We start from the raw sequence: 16199 nt of genomic DNA on the forward strand, positions 1-16199 counted from the left end.
CTCCAATATTTTTTCTATAGTATAACGCTTTTTTTATAAAAAAATAATTATATTAAAGGATATTTTTTATCTTTTAATAAATTTTAATCTTTTCGCATAAAGAATCAACATCAAGTTTTAAAAACTGCTCAACCTTATTTGTCTTACCATGTGCGATAAAGCAATCTTCAAATTCAAAGCTTACTAGCTTTATGTGATAAAGATTTTCTTTTTGTAAAAAATTTGTAATTAAACTTCCCACTCCACCTATTTTAGCACTATCTGAAAAAACAAACCAAGTTTTTGTATCTTTTGCTAATTCTTTTAAAAGCTCTTCATCTAAAGGCTTTGCAAAAATCAAATCTATTAAGCTCGCATAATCTAAACCAAGTTTATCCAAAGCTAGTTTTGCTTTGGCTACACCTTGACCAAAACCTAAAAATACTTTATCGCTTTGTGTTTTAGATAAAATTTGAGCTTTGGCAAGTTTTATCTCACATGGATTAAAATCATTATTTAATAAAAAATTACCCCTAGGGTAACGAAAAGCAAAAACACCTTGATGAAAATAAGCATATTCCATGATTTTTTCCATCATAGCCTCATCTCTTGGAGCTGCTAGAGTAATGTTTGGAATAGCACTTAAAAAACTAACATCAAAAACACCTTGATGCGTTTCCCCATCTTCTCCTACAATTCCTGCTCTATCCATAGCTATAACTACATTTAAATTCATAATAGCACAATCATGAATAACTTGATCATAAGCTCTTTGCATAAAAGTACTATAAATTGCTATAAAAGGTTTAAAACCTTCTTTTGCCATAGCCGCCATAGAAGTAACTGCATGTTGTTCTGCAATTGCAACATCCCAAAAGCGTTCAGGATATTTTTCCATTAGCTTATCTATTCCAGTACCACTTGGCATAGCAGCAGTTACGCCTACTATGTTTTCATATTTTTGAGCTAAATTTAAAAGTGTATTTGAAAAAATTTCTGTAGCACTTTTTTTACTTACATTTGCCTTTAAACTCTCCCCGCTACTTCTATCAAAAGCACCTACCCCATGCCATTTAGCATTTTTTCCCTCAGCTAATGCATAGCCTTTACCTTTGATAGTTTGCGCATGTACAACGCAAGGTTTATTCATAGCTTTTGCTTGATTGAGCGCATTAATAACCTCATTTAAATTATGCCCATCAATAGGTCCAATATATTCAAGTCCTAATTCTTCAAACAAAAGTCCAGGTGTAATAAGTCTTAAACCCTCTTCAAAACGCTTTGCCATATAAGAAGCACCTTGAGGAAAATACTCTAAAAGATTTTCTATGCGTTTTTTAAATTTTTGATAAAACTGCGTTGCCATTGCTTGAGAAAGGTATTTTGAAATAGCCCCAATTGGCCTTGAAATACTCATTTCATTATCATTTAAAATGATCACACAAGGATATTCTCTATCGCCAAGCTCATTTAAGGCTTCATATGCCATACCCGCACTTAGCGCTCCATCACCTATTAATACAACAGGCAAACGATCTTCATTTTTTAATCTTATAGCCTTGCAAGCTCCAACTGCTAAAGATATAGAAGTGCTTGAATGTCCTGCTACAAAATAATCTCCCTCATCAGGCTTGGTATAGCCACTTAAACCATTAAACTGTCTTAGAGTATGAAAATTATTTATTTTACCACTTAAAAGCTTATGCGGATAAGATTGGTGTGAAACATCAAAAATAAAAGGATCTTTTTGCGCATCAAAAACATAATGCATTCCTATGCTAAGCTCAACTACACCCAAATTTGAACTTAAATGTCCACCATTTTTACTCACTGTATCTATAATAACTTCACGCAAATTATTAGCTAAATTTTCTAGTTCTTTAATTTGCATATTTTTAATATTTAAGTTATTTAAATCTATCATTCATTAACCATATTTTTGATTTTTTGCAAACGATTATTAAGATTTGATTCTATATTACCCGCATCACTTAATATTAAAATACTTCCTTTATTAATCGCATCATCAAGACTAAACTTAATATTATTTTGTTCTTGCAAGTGTGTTTTTACATACTCAAAATCATCAGGGCTAAGTTTTAATTCTATCTTAGTGGCATTTTTAAGCTCATTCATAAGTTCTTTTGCTAAATTTAAGGCTATAAGTGAAGAATTTTCCTCAAGTTCTTTTGCAATCACTTCTTTTGCAATAATTACAGCTGTATCGGCTAATTCTTTTTCATTTTTAGATAAAAACTCATTTAAATTTTGTACTGTATTTTCAAGCTTTTCTACACTTTTTAAGTATTTTTCTTTTAAAGCTTCTAATTCACTTTCAAAATTTTTTTGAGCTTGTTCATAACCTTCTTTGGTAAATTTTTCTTTTGCATGTTCTAATTCTGTATTTAAGCGATTGTTAAATTCAGCTTCTTGGCTTTCTATTTGCATTTGTAACTTAATGATATTTCCTGACATCTCATCAGTTTTTTTAAGCAAATCTTCTACAAAATCAGGTTGAATTTGTGGTTGAGGGGTTTGTGGTGTGGTTTCTGCCGTTTGATTTTCTACTGCTTGCTGAGTTGTATTTTGGGCAGGAGAGACTTGATTTATAGTTTGAATTTCTTCTTGTTTTTGTTCTTCATTAGAGGGCATTTCACTCATAACTTTAAAATGATAACCCTCAACTACATGAGCAGAAATGTTTTCAGGTGAAATTACATTAGTTAATTTTGCCATGATCTTACTCTATCATCTCATCAGCCTCACCTACTTGGATAAGACCTTGTTCTGCAAGTTTTTGCACCACTTCTACAACTTTTCTTTGTGCTTCTTCAACATCTTTTACACGCACAGCACCCAAAAAGCCCATTTCTTCTACAAAAGCTTCAGCAGCACGCGTAGACATATTGGACATGAATTTTTGTTTTAAATCCTCGCTTGCACCTTTTAAACCTATCATCAAATCACGCTTATCAGCAGCTTTTAAAACTTCTCTAATCGCATTAGTGCTAAGCTGAGAAATATCATCAAAGGTAAACATTAAATCTTTAATGGTTGTAGCAAGTTTTTCATCGCTTTGTTCAATATAAGAAAGTGTTGTTTTAGAAGCTTTTTGACCCAAGCGATTAAGCACTTCAGCAACCGCTCTTGGACCACCCACTTCAACCTTATAAGAAGTAAGGCTTTCGAGCTTACTTTCAAGCACTGCAGATACTCTTTTGATGATTGAAGGTGAAATATCCCCAAGATTTGCCATTCTTATTACAACTTCAGCTCTTAATTCATCACTAAAATACTCCAAAGTTTCAGCAGCTTGAGTGGTATCCATATGAGCTAAAATCAAAGCTATAGTTTGAGGGTGTTCTTTAATGATAAAGTCAGCAAGCTGTTGTGGTTTGATTTGAGAAAGATAAGCAAAATTTTGGTTATTTTCCATACTTTTGGTAAGTTTTTCCAAAATTTTATTGGCAATTTCAGGACCAAAAGTTCTAAATAAAATTTCTTTTGCATATTCCAAACCACCACTTTTTAGATATTGGTTTGATTGTAATAAAGTATAAAATTCCTCAAGCACCGCAGTAGCAACTGGTTTGTCAACATTTTTTGCTAAAGCAATATAGCGAGAAATTTCAGTGATAACATTAATATCCATATGAGAAAATAAAACTGTTGTTACATCTTCTCCAAGTTGAATTAAAAAAATTGCGACCTTTTCTGGCATAGAAAGGTCATCATAGACCATTTTTTGTTCTTCACTAAGCTTTATCATCAGATATCCTTCTCACCAAATTCAGCTTCATTTTCAACAAGTTTTTGTAGCAACAATGCTACTTCTTCACCTTTTTCATTAGCCACTGCTCTTAATTTTTCAAGTAAAACATCATATTGAAGCGCATCTTCGTCAAAATTATCCCCAAAGCCAAGTTGCTCTTCAACCTTCTTACGCGCTGCATTGAATTTTTCAATAGCGTCTTCAGCTTCATCAATAACTTGTCCATCTTTACCTTCCATCTCTTCTTCAAGCTTGATATCTGCAAGCATTTTTTGAGAAAATGGCACAATAACCTTTTTGTAAAAAATAAAAAGCAAAATCGCAGCAAAGACATACTTAACAGGCGGGATAAATGGCTCAACAAATCTTGAATAAAAAGTTTGAACCTTATTTTCAACTTTAGCTGTTCTATGAAATTCCAAATTATTTACTTCAACCGCATCACCCCTAGCAAGATTAAAACCTATAGCACCTTTAGTGAGATTTTCAATCGCTTTAATTTCTTTATCACTCAAAGGAATATATTCATTAGTAACATTTCCTTGATCATCAGTAATCACTTTATACTTTCCATCTACCACAACAGCTGCAGAAATTCTCTTAACGGTTGCAAATTGCTTAGTGGTGTTGGTAATTTTTTTAGAAATTTCATTGTTAGTTGTGGTTTGATTTTTAGTATAAACCTCGCGTGCACCTTTATCATCTAAACCTTCTACAGGACCGATGTTTGAAACAGCGCCTGGTACACCTTGAATTTCTTTATCTTTATAGCCTTCTCTATGTTCTTCTAAGGTTTGCTCACTACGCACGACTGTGTTTGGATCATAAACTTCACTTTGTGATTCTTCTTTAGAAAAATCATAATCAATACTAACCTTTGCTACTACCCTATCATAGCCACCTGCAAATGGAGCAATAGAAGCAACAATTTTTTGTTCTAATTCGTATTCTTGATCTCTTTTATATTTAATTTGAGCAGCAATTAAATCACTCTCAAAAGCACCCTCATCATCTAAAGGAATACCTTTTTGATCCATGATTTTTACATTTTCAGGAGTAAGTTTTGTCACTGAGGAAGCAATTAAGTTTTTAATCCCCATAATTTGCTTTTTATTAAGCTTTAAACCTTCTTTTATCGTCAAAGCTACTGAAGCAGTTGGTGGGACTTGTTGTTGTGTAAAAAGCGTATCTTTAGCAAAAGCAATATGCACTGTGGCACTATGAATAGGCTCTAAACTTTCAATCGTTCTAGCAAGCTCACCTTCTAATGCTCTTTGGTATTTTACCTTTTGTTCAGCTTCTGTTGCGCCAAATTCTTGTTTATCAAAAAGCTCAAAACCTACCTTATTATCTTTTGGCAATAATCCTGCAGAAGCAATAGCTAAACGCTGTTTATACACTTGTTCATTAGGAACTAAAATTGTTCCTTCATTGCGCAAAATATAAGGAACCCCACTTTTTTCAAGTTGAGTTACTATCATCGCCGAATCACTAGTATTAGCATTTTCAAATAATACTGAATATCCAGCCTCGCTAGCCACTGTAGAGCCACTTCTAAAAAGGGTTAAAAATACTAAAAATCCAACTACAACAACAATAGAAGCAGCAATGATAATACGCTGTCTTAAACTTAAATTTTGATAAAGCTGACCTACTTGGTGCAGTATAGTTTTATAATCCATTTATTTCCTACAAACTAAAAATTTTTAGAAAACTCTTCAAAAAACCTTGAATTTTCATACTCTGTACCTATACTTATACGCACAGCATTTAAACCATAACTTTGTAAATTTCTTATTATTATACCGTTTTTAAGCAGTTTTTCAGATAAATCTGTGCTATTTTTTTCATCAAAAAAATAAGTAATAAAATTTGTATAGCTTGGAATGTATCGAATTTTATAATTTTTAGCAAAATCTTCATAAAGTTTCATTTGTGAAAAATTATTTTCCAAAGTTTTTTGCACAAACCCATCATCATCTAATGCAGCAACAGCAGCTTTTAAACTCAAATTAGTCACATTAAAAGGTGCTCTTAATTTATAAAACGCATTGATAATTTCCTTACAAGCTATACCATAACCTACTCTCATACCACCCAAACCATAAAGCTTAGAAAAGGTTCCTAGGTATACTGTATTTTGAAATTTATGGATTAATTCCTTAGGATTAATATGCTTTTTACTATCTTTAAATGAAGCAAATTCATTATAAGCTCCATCAATGGCTACTAAACAATCCTCATCAATTTTCTCTAAAAACTCAAAAACCGCACTTGCGTCTAAACACTCACCTAAAGGATTATTGGGTAAGCATAAAAAGATTACTTTAATTTCATTTTTATGCTTTTGATATAACTCATATAACTCATTTAAATCATGGGTTAGACTTGGAGTTTTATAAATCTTAACTCCTAGTTGTTTTGCATAAATTTCATACATAGCAAAACTAACCCCACATTGTAAATAAGCCTTAGAATGATCAAGTTTTGCATGTACTATATATTCTATGATTTGATCACTCCCGCTACCTATGATGAGATTTTCTTTTAAAATATCATATTTTTGCGCTAAAGCTTGTTTTAATTCACTCATAGTATCATCAGGATATAAATGAGCTAAATGTGCATTATTTATAATGGCTTCTTTGGCTTTTTTGCTTGTTCCATAAGGATTTTCATTACTTGCTAGCTTAATAACTTCTTTTAAACCATATTCTTTAGCAATTAAATCTATATCCTTGCCACTTTCATAAGTTTTAATAGCTTCTAAAAAAGGATTAAATTTCATTACTTTCTCCTGATAAATACGATCCAAGCCATTTTATATGATCAGCTTTTTTTAATACTCTTTGGACATTTTCATCATCAATATGTCCTTCAAAATCTATATAAAAACTATGTACAAATTCTCTTGTTTTTATAGGGCGTGATTCAAGTTTTGTTAAATTTATCCCCTCTTTTTTAAACTCATATAATAAATCACTAAGCCCACCTGGTTTATGTGCAGCAAGCGCCAAGATGGAAGTTTTGCAATGAGGCATTTGAGGTATTTTTATATCACTTAAAATCAAAAACCTAGTGCGATTTGCCAAATTATCCTCAATCGTTTCAAATAATATAGGTACATTATAAAGTTTTGCTGCAATTTTAGAGCAAATCGCAGCCGAAGTAACATCTTGCGAAGCTAAGTAAGCCGCATGAGCTGTGGATTTACTTGCTACAAATTCTACTTCACTTAAATCATGACTTTCTAAAAAATTTCTACATTGATTATAGCCTTGTGGATGAGAATATATGCGTTTAATATCTTTTAAATTTTCACTCATACTTACAAAAGAATGATGAATATCCATATAAATTTCAGCAAAAATCTTTACATCTTCATATTTTCCAAGACAATCAAGCGTCACACCCACTGCACCTGCTGTATTATTTTCTATAGGCACTACTCCATATTTTGCTTCTTTGTGAGCTAATTCTTTGAAAACATCTTCTATATTTGCAAGCGGAGTATAACGACTCATAGCACCAAAACGCGTTCTTGCTACTTGATGCGTATAGCTTCCCTCAGGTCCTAAATAAGCTATGCTTTGAGGCATTTCTAAATTTCTTGATACAGCAAAAATTTCTTGATAAATTGCTTCGATTGCATTTTGATCTAATAAACCATGATTATAATTTTTAAGTCTATTTATAATAGCTCTTTCACGCTCAGGTCTATAAATACTCCCACCTAAATTTTGCTTAATAACTCCTATATCTTTAACATGAAGCATTCTTTCATTAAGCAAAGCCAAAATTTTATCATCGATAGTATCGATTTTATTGCGTAATTTTTCTATCTCTTTCATTTAAACCTCGATATGTAGTAATCCTTAATACTATCATATACAAAATTAAGTTTAGTTGTATCAAGACCTTGAGTGTTAGAAATTTTACCGCTTAAAACTAAGGCTGTTTGCATGCCAAGCTCATAAGCACCAAGCAAATCACCTTTAAAATCATCACTAATAATCAAAGTCTTTTCAAAACTCACATTACAATCTTGTTGTTTTAATAAATTTAAAGCACTTTCATAAAAAGCCTTACTAGGTTTTCCTATCACTTTATAATCAAACTCGCATGCATTTTTAAGCATAGACATAATACTTCCAACGCCTGGATAAAGCCTTGAGTTTTTCTTATAAATACTACTTTCATGCATTGCTATAGCTTGCACACCATTTTTAAGATACTCTATCATACTAGCAAAATCTTGAAATTTAAAATCATCATAACTTGCTAGTAAAAATGCTTTTGGGTTTTTATAATCAAGCTCATAGCCTAACTCTTGAAGTGAATCTAAAAATTCTTTTGCCCCAAAAGCTGCTATTTTGCAAGGCTTTAAATGATCTTTTAAAACACAAAAAGGATCAATATAAACTTTTTCATTAATTTCAAAACCCAAATTTTGCAAATAATTTAAAAAATCTAATTTTTTGGTATTATTGGTAATAATCACATAAGGAATTTTTTCTTTATTTAAAGATTGAATGAGTTCTAAAGCACCATTTATAGGACTTTTATCGTAATCTGAAATCAAAGTTCCTTGCACATCTAAAAACAACATTTCAATCCTTTAAAAAATCAAGCTCTAAAGCAATTTGATCCTCATAACTTTCTCTTTTCCTAATCATTCTTACCGTGCCATTTTCACAAGCTAGCTCGCATACTCTATTACGAGTATTATAATTACTACTCATACTAAAACCATACGCGCCCGCACTTTTAACTATGATCAAATCTCCTGCTTTTGTTTTAGCTAATTTTCTATCTTTAGCTAAAAAATCTCCACTCTCACAAATCCCACCAACAATATCACAAAAGCTTTCTTCTTTATTTTCGCTCAAAAGTTTGATTTCATGATAAGCACTATATAAACTTGGACGCAATAAATCATTCATCGCCCCATCAACAATCACAAAGCGCTTTTTATCATTAAATTTTTCATATAATACTTTAGTAACAAACTCACCTGCATTTGCTACCAAAAACCTGCCAGGTTCCATACCTATACACACATCAAGACCTTGTAAACTTGCTAAAATTCCTTGAGCATAATCATATAAATTTGGCTCTTGTTCATCTTTATAACAAACCCCTAAGCCTCCACCTATATCAAAGAATTTAATATTAATTTTTAAAGCCAAAAGCTCTTTTACTAATTTTGCAACAATCACAGAAGCTTCATGAATACTGCTTATATCAAGAATTTGCGAGCCTATGTGAAAATGCACTCCAACTGGCTCTAAAAATTGTGAGTTTTTAGCATAAAGATACATTTTTTTAGCACTTTCTATATCTACGCCAAATTTATTTTCATGCAAACCTGTAGAAATGTAAGGATGTGTTTTAGCATCTACATTTGGATTTACTCTTATGCTTATACGAGCTATCTTTTGATTTTCTTTAGCAATTTGTTCTAAAAGAAGCATTTCTTCATAGCTTTCTAAATTTACATAAAGTATGTTTTGCTCTAAAGCATATTTTAACTCATCAGCACTTTTACCTACCCCACTAAAAATAATTTTATAATTCTTAGCCCCTGCTTTTAAAGCTCTATAAATCTCACCCGCGCTAACACAATCAAACCCGCTATCTAAAGAAGCTAAAAGTTTTAAAACACTTAAATTAGAATTTGCTTTAACTGCATAAAAAATTTGTGACTTTCTTGCTTTAAAAGCATCTTTTAACATTGTAAAACGCTCTTTGATTTTATCAAAATCATAAATATAAAATGGTGTGTTATATTCTTTTGCTAGTTTTAAATAATCCATAAAAACCTCACTTGTAGTTATTTGTGTTTAAAATAATAAAAACTTCCTATACTTATTAAAATAAATACTGGTAGCATTATACCAAGCTCTGGAAGTAAAATTTCATTTTCACTCAATCTTGTTAATAAAAACAACAAACCCCAAACTAAAAGTATGCACACAAAAAACACAAAAGCTAAAAGTGCGAGATTAAAAAATCTTGCTGTTAAAGGAAAATAATAATACACAATAAGCATTAAAAATGGCGCAAAAAATGGTGTAAGAACTAAAGAATATAAACTTGTTCTAAGTGTATTAGTAGAAATATTTTGTTTTGCAAAAATTACCATACTTTCTAGCGCGTCTAAAATAGAATAAGAAGGATTGCTCTCTACCAAAGAAATTCTTTCTAAGATTTTTGGAGAAAAATCTTCTAAGCCTTTAATATTTTTAAATTCTTCTATACTCAAACCCTCTTTTGAAACAATTAAATTTTGTGGTACATTAGTAGCTTTAGCATCATTTAAATCCCAAGAATTTCCATTAAATTTAGCAGTTTTTGCATGGATTATGTTTTGAATGTCTAAATTTTTTACATCAAAGATTTTTACATTATATAGGGTTTGAGAATTTGTTTTTTGTATATAAATAAATTTATCATTATATTTAATCAAAACTTCCCCACCCTCTCTATCTACAACGCCACGCTTAAGAATATTACTTTTATATTCATCTGCATAAGCAAAAGAACTAAAATTAAGTCCTACATAAACACAACAAAAAAACATAGCCCATAAAAAAGGATAAAAAATCACTTGATTTTTACTTAAACCCAAAGCATACAAGCTAACAAATTCATTCGAGCGTATCATATTAAAAATACATAAAACCAAAGCAAGGACTATAGCTAAAGGCAGTATATAAGAAGCTGCTGAGCATGTTAAGAAAAATATATATAAAAGCTCTAAATTTGCACTTTTTGGCAGTCTATTGAAATTGAGCAAAAAATCAATCGCTACAAAGAAAAAAGTCAAAGAAAAAAATAAAATAAAAAATGATTTTAAATATAAAGATGAAATATAGCGAAAAAATATACTCATCGTTTAACTTTTTAAAGAATATTTTGAAGCGATTTTTTCTATATCAGAATTTAAAAGCTCAAGTAAGGCTTTTTTACTATGTTCTAAAACCTTAGTTAAACTTTCTTGCTCTTCTTGTTTAAATTTCCCCAAAACATGAGAAATTACATCTTGTCCTTTTCCTACTCCTATGCGTACTCTCTCATAAGCATTACCACAAAGATGATCTATACTTTTAAGTCCATTATGCCCACCACTTGATCCACCTATTTTAAATTTCAAAGCACCTAAATTTAAATCTATATCATCATGGATTACAATAATTCTATCACATTTATAGTATTCATTAACAGCTTTTACACTTTCTCCGGATAAATTCATATAAGTGGAAGGTTTTAAAAAAAGAGTAGAAGAGCTTTTAAAAAGCTCTCCTTTAAATTTAGCATTTGAAAGCTTTGTTGTTTGCAAATCTTTCAAAATTAAGTCAATTAGCATAAACCCTACATTATGACGGGTTTGGGCGTATTGTTCTCCTATATTACCAAGTCCTACGACTAAGGTCATTTTATCTTGCTTTTTCTACGCCAACTACAGCTACTCTATCAGCATCAACCATAGTTACACCCTCAGGTACAACCACATCGCGGATTAAAAGTGCATCACCAACATCAAGTTTAGTTACATCTAATTCAAAATAATTTGGTAAGTTTTCAGCTGCACATTTTACTTTCAATCTTCTTTTTGATTGGATTAAAACACCTTTATTTTTAAGACCCATAGCTGTTCCTACGATTTTTACAGGAACCATATATTTAGAAATAACACCTTTTTGTGCTACTTTTAAATCTACGTGTTTTAATTCTGCAGTTACAGGATCTTTTTGATAATCAACTACCACAACATTTAATACTTTATCTGCTACTTTTACATCAAAAGCTAAAGTAGTTTTTTTGCGTACTTCTTTAATAAATTCATTTACTTTAAAAGCAGCATTGATATTTTCTAATCCTTTTCCGTAGATGTTTGCGATTAGATAACCATCTCTTTTTAAAGCTTTAGCAGCTTTTCTACCGATACTCTCTCTAACGATACCTTCTAACATCTGTTTCCTTTCTAAAAAAATAAACGCTAATTATAGCTAAATAAGTTTATAAAGATTTTAAAATATCTTCATAAGCTATGCAAAATTGCTCCAACCCATCATCAAGCAAATCTTTACAAGCTTTACTTAAAGCATCTTTTGAAATATTTGCATTCAATTTTTTCTCTATACATTCATCTTTTAAAGGCTCTTTAAATACGATTTGCTTACCTTTAAAAGCCTTAATAGCATCTAGTGGTGCAGTATTAATAGCTTTATCATAGAGTAATTCTTTAATATAATAATCTTTTTCTAAATCATCACCCTTAACACCCGTGCTTGCAAACAAGGCTCTAATATTTGCTTCATTTTGTTTAATGATATAATTATAAGCCTTAGTTGCAGTGAGAATTCCTATATAATTTTTATCTAAAACTTGATTATTTAATAATCTATCAAAACGGCTTACAAAAATACTAATAACAGCTTGAGGCTCTTTTTTGGCTGCAATATTATTTTTTCTAAATTCTTTTAAACCCAAATTTAAAGCTTCAAAGCATTTTTTAGTTTGTTCAAAATCAAAAATCAAAGTAGCGTTAACATTAATACCATTTTTCATTAATTCTTGCATTACTTCATAAGAAGCTTCTGTGGCAGGAATTTTCATCATTACATTTTCTTTTGCAATTTGCGTGTATAATCTTTTTGCCTCAGCCAAAGATAAGCTAGTATTATCTTTTAACCTTGGGTCAATTTCAATACTAATAAAACCATCATTATTTTCATAATAGTTAATAGCTAATTTATCCGCAGCCTTAGCTATATCTTCTACCGCAAGATACTCATATAAAGCTTTTTTATCTTTAAGATTTGATTTTTTGATTTTTTCTTTATAAATAGCTGAGTTTAAAATCGCATTTTTAAAAATAGCAGGATTTGAAGTAGCGCCGTTGATTGTTTTTGAGTAAATTAAATCTAAAAATTCATGATCTAAAAATTCATTTTCTATAAAATCACACCATAGTGAAAATTTTTTCATTGTATTACCTTTATTATTTCTTTTAAATCTTTTTTATCTACACAAACATCTGCATGAGATCTTAAAATTTCTTTGGCACAAAAAGCTATTTTTAATCCACATTCTTTAAACATAGAAATATCATTAGCTCCATCGCCCACACACATAATCTCTTCTGTTTTTAAATTTAAAAATTTCTTAAGTCTTTGTAGTATAATACCTTTTGAGTTGTTAAACATAATTTCTCCGCCAACTTTTCCCGTTAAAACACCATTTTTACTATGCAAAAAGTTAGCAAAACCAAAATCAAAATGAAGTTTATTTTGTATTAAGTCAATTCCTTCATGAAATCCACCGCTAAAAACAATAATTTTTATGTTTTTATTTTTTAAATACTCACATAATTCTTTAGCGCCATTCATCAAAGGTAAATTTTCACAGCACTTTCTTACTTGATCAACTGGCATTCCCTCAAGCAATGCTACTCTAGCACTTAAGCTTTCAAAAAAATCAAGCTCACCATTCATTGCTTTGTTGGTGATTGCTTTTACAGCATCACCAACATTATACTCTTGTGCTAAAATATCAATGGTTTCTCCATCCATTAGCGTAGAGTCAAAGTCAAAGGCACAAAGCTTTATCATTAAAACTCACGCTTTAATAAAGCTTCAGCTTTTAATATAGTCAAGATATTTTCTTCTCTTTTACCTATACCAAAAATCATACCTTTTTCTTTTAGCAAAGTTTCAGGTGGTGGATCAATCCTGCTTCTGTGAATTTTGATAGCCTCTGTTAATCTATCTATCACAAAACCTGCATTACCTGCAGGAGTTTGATTACCATTTGCCATACCTTTTAAAACAATATATCTAGTTTGAGGTGTCATTTTAGAACTACCTTGATTAAATCTTTTTGCAAGATCAATCAAAGGCATAACATTACCCCTCATATTAAACACACCTAAAACATAATCAGGCACACTTGGAACCCTAGTATATTCTATAGGTTTAATAATTTCTTGGATATTAAGAATAGGAATAGCATATTCCTCATCTCCAACCACAAAACCAACAAGCTGAATAATATCCTCTTCTTTATCTACATCAGGTTCTGCAATTTGTGCTTGTTGTTTTTGCAAAACCTGGCTTAATTTATCATTCATCTTCTTATCCTAGTTTTAAATTTTTTCTAACTACATTTTCTAAGTACTCTGGAGAGTAAGGCTTAGTAATATACTCAGTCATTCCTACTTCCACACCTCTTAAGCGGTCTGATTTACTAGTTCTTGAAGTTACTGCAACAAGCGGAAGGTTTTTATACTTAGAATACTTTCTGATTTCACCTGCTAAGGTATAACCATCCATTCTTGGCATTTCAATATCAATCAACACTGCATCAATATCATGCTCACCTGATTTTATCATATTTAAAGCTTCCACACCATTAGTTGCTTCTATAATGCTCACACCTAATGGCTCTAGTGATTTTTGCATGATATTTCTATCCATTTTAGAATCATCCACTATAAGCACTGTATAATCACTTGGTTTTTCTTTAGCAGTTTTTTTAGATTGTGATTCGATTTGTGCTTTAATATCTACTTTGATTTCTTTAGCTATATCCATCATAGCAGCAACATCAATAATCAAAGTAACTCTACCATCACCACGAATCGTCGCTCCTGCTATACCTTGAATGTTTTGTAAATATTCACCCATAGACTTAATAACAATCTCTTCTTGACCTACTAAAGTATCTACTATAATACCAAGCTTACTTTCTGCTACACCAATAACAACTACATAAGTTTGATCAGTATTTTCAAGCACTTGTTTTACACCAAATACATCTGAAAGTCTTACTAAAGATAAAACCTCATCTCTTAAGCGTAGTACATTTTTACCTTCAATAGTATAAATATCATCAATTGGCACTCTAACTGTCTCAAGAACACTTGCAAGAGGAATAGCATAAAACTCTTCTTGTGTACCTACAAGCAATGATTGAATAATCGCCAAGGTAAGTGGGATTTTAAGTTTCATCACAGTACCTTTTCCAAGTTCACTGTCGATTTCAATCACACCATTTAGTTTTTCAATATTGGTTTTAACAACGTCCATTCCAACGCCACGACCTGAAACATTAGTAATTTTTTTCGCAGTTGAAAAACCTGGCTTGAAAATCAACGCAAATGCTTCTTTATCACTCATTTGATCAGCTTCACGTTCTGTAATTAGATTTTTCTCCATAGCTTTTGCTTTTAATACATCAGCATCAAGCCCTTTACCATCATCAGCAATCTCTACTACAATGTGGTTTCCTTCATTGTATGCTTTAAGATTAACCGTTCCTTTTTCTGGTTTACCATTAGCCACACGTGTTGCTGGATCTTCTATACCATGATCACATGAGTTTCTAATCATGTGCATAATAGGATCGCCGATTTCTTCCACAATAGACTTATCAAGTTCAGTTTCTTCCCCTGAAATTTCAAGCTCCATTTGCTTACCAAGCTCACGACCCAAATCACGTACAACCCTTGGGAATTTATTAAATACTTTTGCAATAGGTTGCATTCTTGTTTTCATAACAGCAAGTTGAATATCTGTAGTGACAATACTAAGTTGAGAAACAACTTGATTTAATTCTTCTAAGAATTTTTCTCCATCATATCTTTCTTCAACATCATCATAAATTTTCAATAAGCGGTTTTTACCAAGAACAAGCTCACCGATTAAGTTCATCAAATGGTCAAGTCTTTTAACTTCAACCCTAATGGTTTGATCCATATTTGCACCACTACTTCCACCACCTGCTGCAGGAACTTTTTTCTCAGCAGTTGCATTTTGTGCTTGAGCAGCTGGTTTACTTGGAGCTGGGTTTGCTTCTTGTGTTTTTTTCTTTTCAGCACGTCTTGCTTGATCTTCAGCTTTTCTTACTTTTAAAAGTCTTTCAATTTCAGCTTCAACCTCATCATCACTAAGCTTATTAACATCAACTTCAGGTTCTTCAGCTTTTGGTTCTTCTTTTACTTCTTCTTTTGGCTCTTCAGCTTTAGCTGGTGCAACAGACTCTAAGCTTTCACCCTCTGAAATAGCAGTTAATCTTGCGCAAATTGGAGCTATGTCAAGTCCTATTGCTGTATCATTTCCATTATCTCTAATAGAATTTAACAAGGTTTTCATCATATCAATAGACTCTAAAACCACATCCATTACCTCAGGAGTAATTTTAAGCTCATTATGTCTTGCTTTATTTAAAACATCTTCCATGTGATGAGTAAGTTTTGTTAAAACATCAAAATTCAAAAAGCTTGATGAACCTTTAACAGTGTGCGCAACACGGAAAATTCTATTTAATAGTTCTAAGTCTTCAGGATTTGCTTCTAATTCAACCAAATCATGGTCAATTTGCTCGACTAATTCAAAGGCTTCAACTAAAAAATCCTCAAGTATTTCTTGAATATCTTCCATTT

Annotated in this window: 15 protein-coding genes; all 15 read right to left on the reverse strand. The window is 31.3% G+C overall.

The annotated features are described in order from the left end of the window. Positions 1-73: 73 nt before the first annotated feature. From dxs to L8V88_RS04940, 15 genes are read right to left on the reverse strand one after another with little or no spacing between them, the layout of a single operon-like run. Entirely contained in the window at positions 74-1903 is a 1830-nt protein-coding gene (gene dxs / locus L8V88_RS04870; RefSeq protein WP_263727105.1) for a 1-deoxy-D-xylulose-5-phosphate synthase, read from the reverse strand. Further along, positions 1900-2715 carry a flagellar assembly protein FliH gene (gene fliH, locus L8V88_RS04875; protein ID WP_263727107.1) on the reverse strand — a complete coding sequence of 272 codons (816 nt, stop codon included), beginning with the start codon at positions 2713-2715 and terminating at the stop codon, positions 1900-1902. The genes dxs and fliH overlap by 4 nt, the downstream gene beginning before the upstream one ends. Positions 2716-2719: 4 nt before the next feature. After that, positions 2720-3748, reverse strand: coding sequence for a flagellar motor switch protein FliG (gene fliG, locus L8V88_RS04880; protein ID WP_039619192.1), 1029 nt, complete (start codon positions 3746-3748; stop codon positions 2720-2722). Further along, positions 3748-5433 (reverse strand): flagellar basal-body MS-ring/collar protein FliF, encoded by a 1686-nt coding sequence (gene fliF / locus L8V88_RS04885; RefSeq protein ID WP_263675421.1) that lies wholly within the window; start codon positions 5431-5433, stop codon positions 3748-3750. Before fliF ends, fliG begins: the two co-directional genes overlap by 1 nt. Before the next feature lie 14 nt (positions 5434-5447). After that, positions 5448-6539, reverse strand: a complete 1092-nt coding sequence (gene hisC / locus L8V88_RS04890; RefSeq protein ID WP_263727109.1) for a histidinol-phosphate transaminase — start codon at positions 6537-6539, stop codon at positions 5448-5450. Further along, positions 6529-7602, reverse strand: coding sequence for a chorismate mutase / prephenate dehydratase (locus tag L8V88_RS04895; protein ID WP_039668829.1), 1074 nt, complete (start codon positions 7600-7602; stop codon positions 6529-6531). Before L8V88_RS04895 ends, hisC begins: the two co-directional genes overlap by 11 nt. Next, positions 7599-8360 (reverse strand): HAD-IIA family hydrolase, encoded by a 762-nt coding sequence (locus L8V88_RS04900; protein WP_263727110.1) that lies wholly within the window; start codon positions 8358-8360, stop codon positions 7599-7601. Before L8V88_RS04900 ends, L8V88_RS04895 begins: the two co-directional genes overlap by 4 nt. Before the next feature lies 1 nt (position 8361). Continuing rightward, a complete protein-coding gene (lysA, locus tag L8V88_RS04905; RefSeq protein WP_263727111.1) occupies positions 8362-9567 on the reverse strand; it encodes a diaminopimelate decarboxylase in 1206 nt (401 codons plus the stop codon). A 17-nt stretch (positions 9568-9584) separates the two neighbouring features. After that, positions 9585-10646 carry an LptF/LptG family permease gene (locus L8V88_RS04910; RefSeq protein WP_263727112.1) on the reverse strand — a complete coding sequence of 354 codons (1062 nt, stop codon included), beginning with the start codon at positions 10644-10646 and terminating at the stop codon, positions 9585-9587. Between the two features lie 3 nt (positions 10647-10649). Further along, the gene (pth, locus tag L8V88_RS04915) at positions 10650-11189 is read right to left on the reverse strand and encodes an aminoacyl-tRNA hydrolase (protein ID WP_263727113.1); all 540 of its coding nucleotides are present in this window, start codon (positions 11187-11189) and stop codon (positions 10650-10652) included. A 1-nt stretch (position 11190) separates the two neighbouring features. Continuing rightward, positions 11191-11727: a 50S ribosomal protein L25/general stress protein Ctc gene (locus tag L8V88_RS04920; RefSeq protein WP_133319540.1), complete on the reverse strand. Its 537-nt coding sequence runs from the start codon at positions 11725-11727 to the stop codon at positions 11191-11193. A gap of 46 nt (positions 11728-11773) precedes the next feature. Continuing rightward, positions 11774-12745, reverse strand: coding sequence for a transaldolase (locus tag L8V88_RS04925; RefSeq protein WP_263727114.1), 972 nt, complete (start codon positions 12743-12745; stop codon positions 11774-11776). Next, entirely contained in the window at positions 12742-13368 is a 627-nt protein-coding gene (gene serB / locus L8V88_RS04930) for a phosphoserine phosphatase SerB (RefSeq protein WP_263727115.1), read from the reverse strand. Before serB ends, L8V88_RS04925 begins: the two co-directional genes overlap by 4 nt. Further along, on the reverse strand, positions 13368-13886 hold the full coding sequence (locus tag L8V88_RS04935; RefSeq protein ID WP_039619209.1) for a chemotaxis protein CheW: 519 nt from the start codon (positions 13884-13886) through the stop codon (positions 13368-13370). The genes serB and L8V88_RS04935 overlap by 1 nt, the downstream gene beginning before the upstream one ends. A 4-nt stretch (positions 13887-13890) precedes the next feature. Further along, positions 13891-16197: a chemotaxis protein CheW gene (locus L8V88_RS04940; protein ID WP_263724312.1), complete on the reverse strand. Its 2307-nt coding sequence runs from the start codon at positions 16195-16197 to the stop codon at positions 13891-13893. Between the last annotated feature and the right edge of the window lie 2 nt (positions 16198-16199).

Origin of the sequence: Campylobacter sp. IFREMER_LSEM_CL2101 (assembly GCF_025771825.1) — a bacterium.
Classification (GTDB): domain Bacteria; phylum Campylobacterota; class Campylobacteria; order Campylobacterales; family Campylobacteraceae; genus Campylobacter_D; species Campylobacter_D lari_C.

Coding starts and splice junctions, on each gene's coding strand:
- L8V88_RS04910 (WP_263727112.1), bottom strand. CDS start 10,646: ATGAGTATATTTTTTCGCTATATTTCATCTTTATATTTAAAATCATTT.
- fliH (WP_263727107.1), bottom strand. CDS start 2,715: ATGGCAAAATTAACTAATGTAATTTCACCTGAAAACATTTCTGCTCAT.
- pth (WP_263727113.1), bottom strand. CDS start 11,189: ATGACCTTAGTCGTAGGACTTGGTAATATAGGAGAACAATACGCCCAA.
- dxs (WP_263727105.1), bottom strand. CDS start 1,903: ATGATAGATTTAAATAACTTAAATATTAAAAATATGCAAATTAAAGAA.
- L8V88_RS04935 (WP_039619209.1), bottom strand. CDS start 13,886: ATGAATGATAAATTAAGCCAGGTTTTGCAAAAACAACAAGCACAAATT.
- L8V88_RS04900 (WP_263727110.1), bottom strand. CDS start 8,360: ATGTTGTTTTTAGATGTGCAAGGAACTTTGATTTCAGATTACGATAAA.
- lysA (WP_263727111.1), bottom strand. CDS start 9,567: ATGGATTATTTAAAACTAGCAAAAGAATATAACACACCATTTTATATT.
- serB (WP_263727115.1), bottom strand. CDS start 13,368: ATGATAAAGCTTTGTGCCTTTGACTTTGACTCTACGCTAATGGATGGA.
- L8V88_RS04895 (WP_039668829.1), bottom strand. CDS start 7,602: ATGAAAGAGATAGAAAAATTACGCAATAAAATCGATACTATCGATGAT.
- L8V88_RS04920 (WP_133319540.1), bottom strand. CDS start 11,727: ATGTTAGAAGGTATCGTTAGAGAGAGTATCGGTAGAAAAGCTGCTAAA.
- fliG (WP_039619192.1), bottom strand. CDS start 3,748: ATGATAAAGCTTAGTGAAGAACAAAAAATGGTCTATGATGACCTTTCT.
- hisC (WP_263727109.1), bottom strand. CDS start 6,539: ATGAAATTTAATCCTTTTTTAGAAGCTATTAAAACTTATGAAAGTGGC.
- fliF (WP_263675421.1), bottom strand. CDS start 5,433: ATGGATTATAAAACTATACTGCACCAAGTAGGTCAGCTTTATCAAAAT.
- L8V88_RS04925 (WP_263727114.1), bottom strand. CDS start 12,745: ATGAAAAAATTTTCACTATGGTGTGATTTTATAGAAAATGAATTTTTA.
- L8V88_RS04940 (WP_263724312.1), bottom strand. CDS start 16,197: ATGGAAGATATTCAAGAAATACTTGAGGATTTTTTAGTTGAAGCCTTT.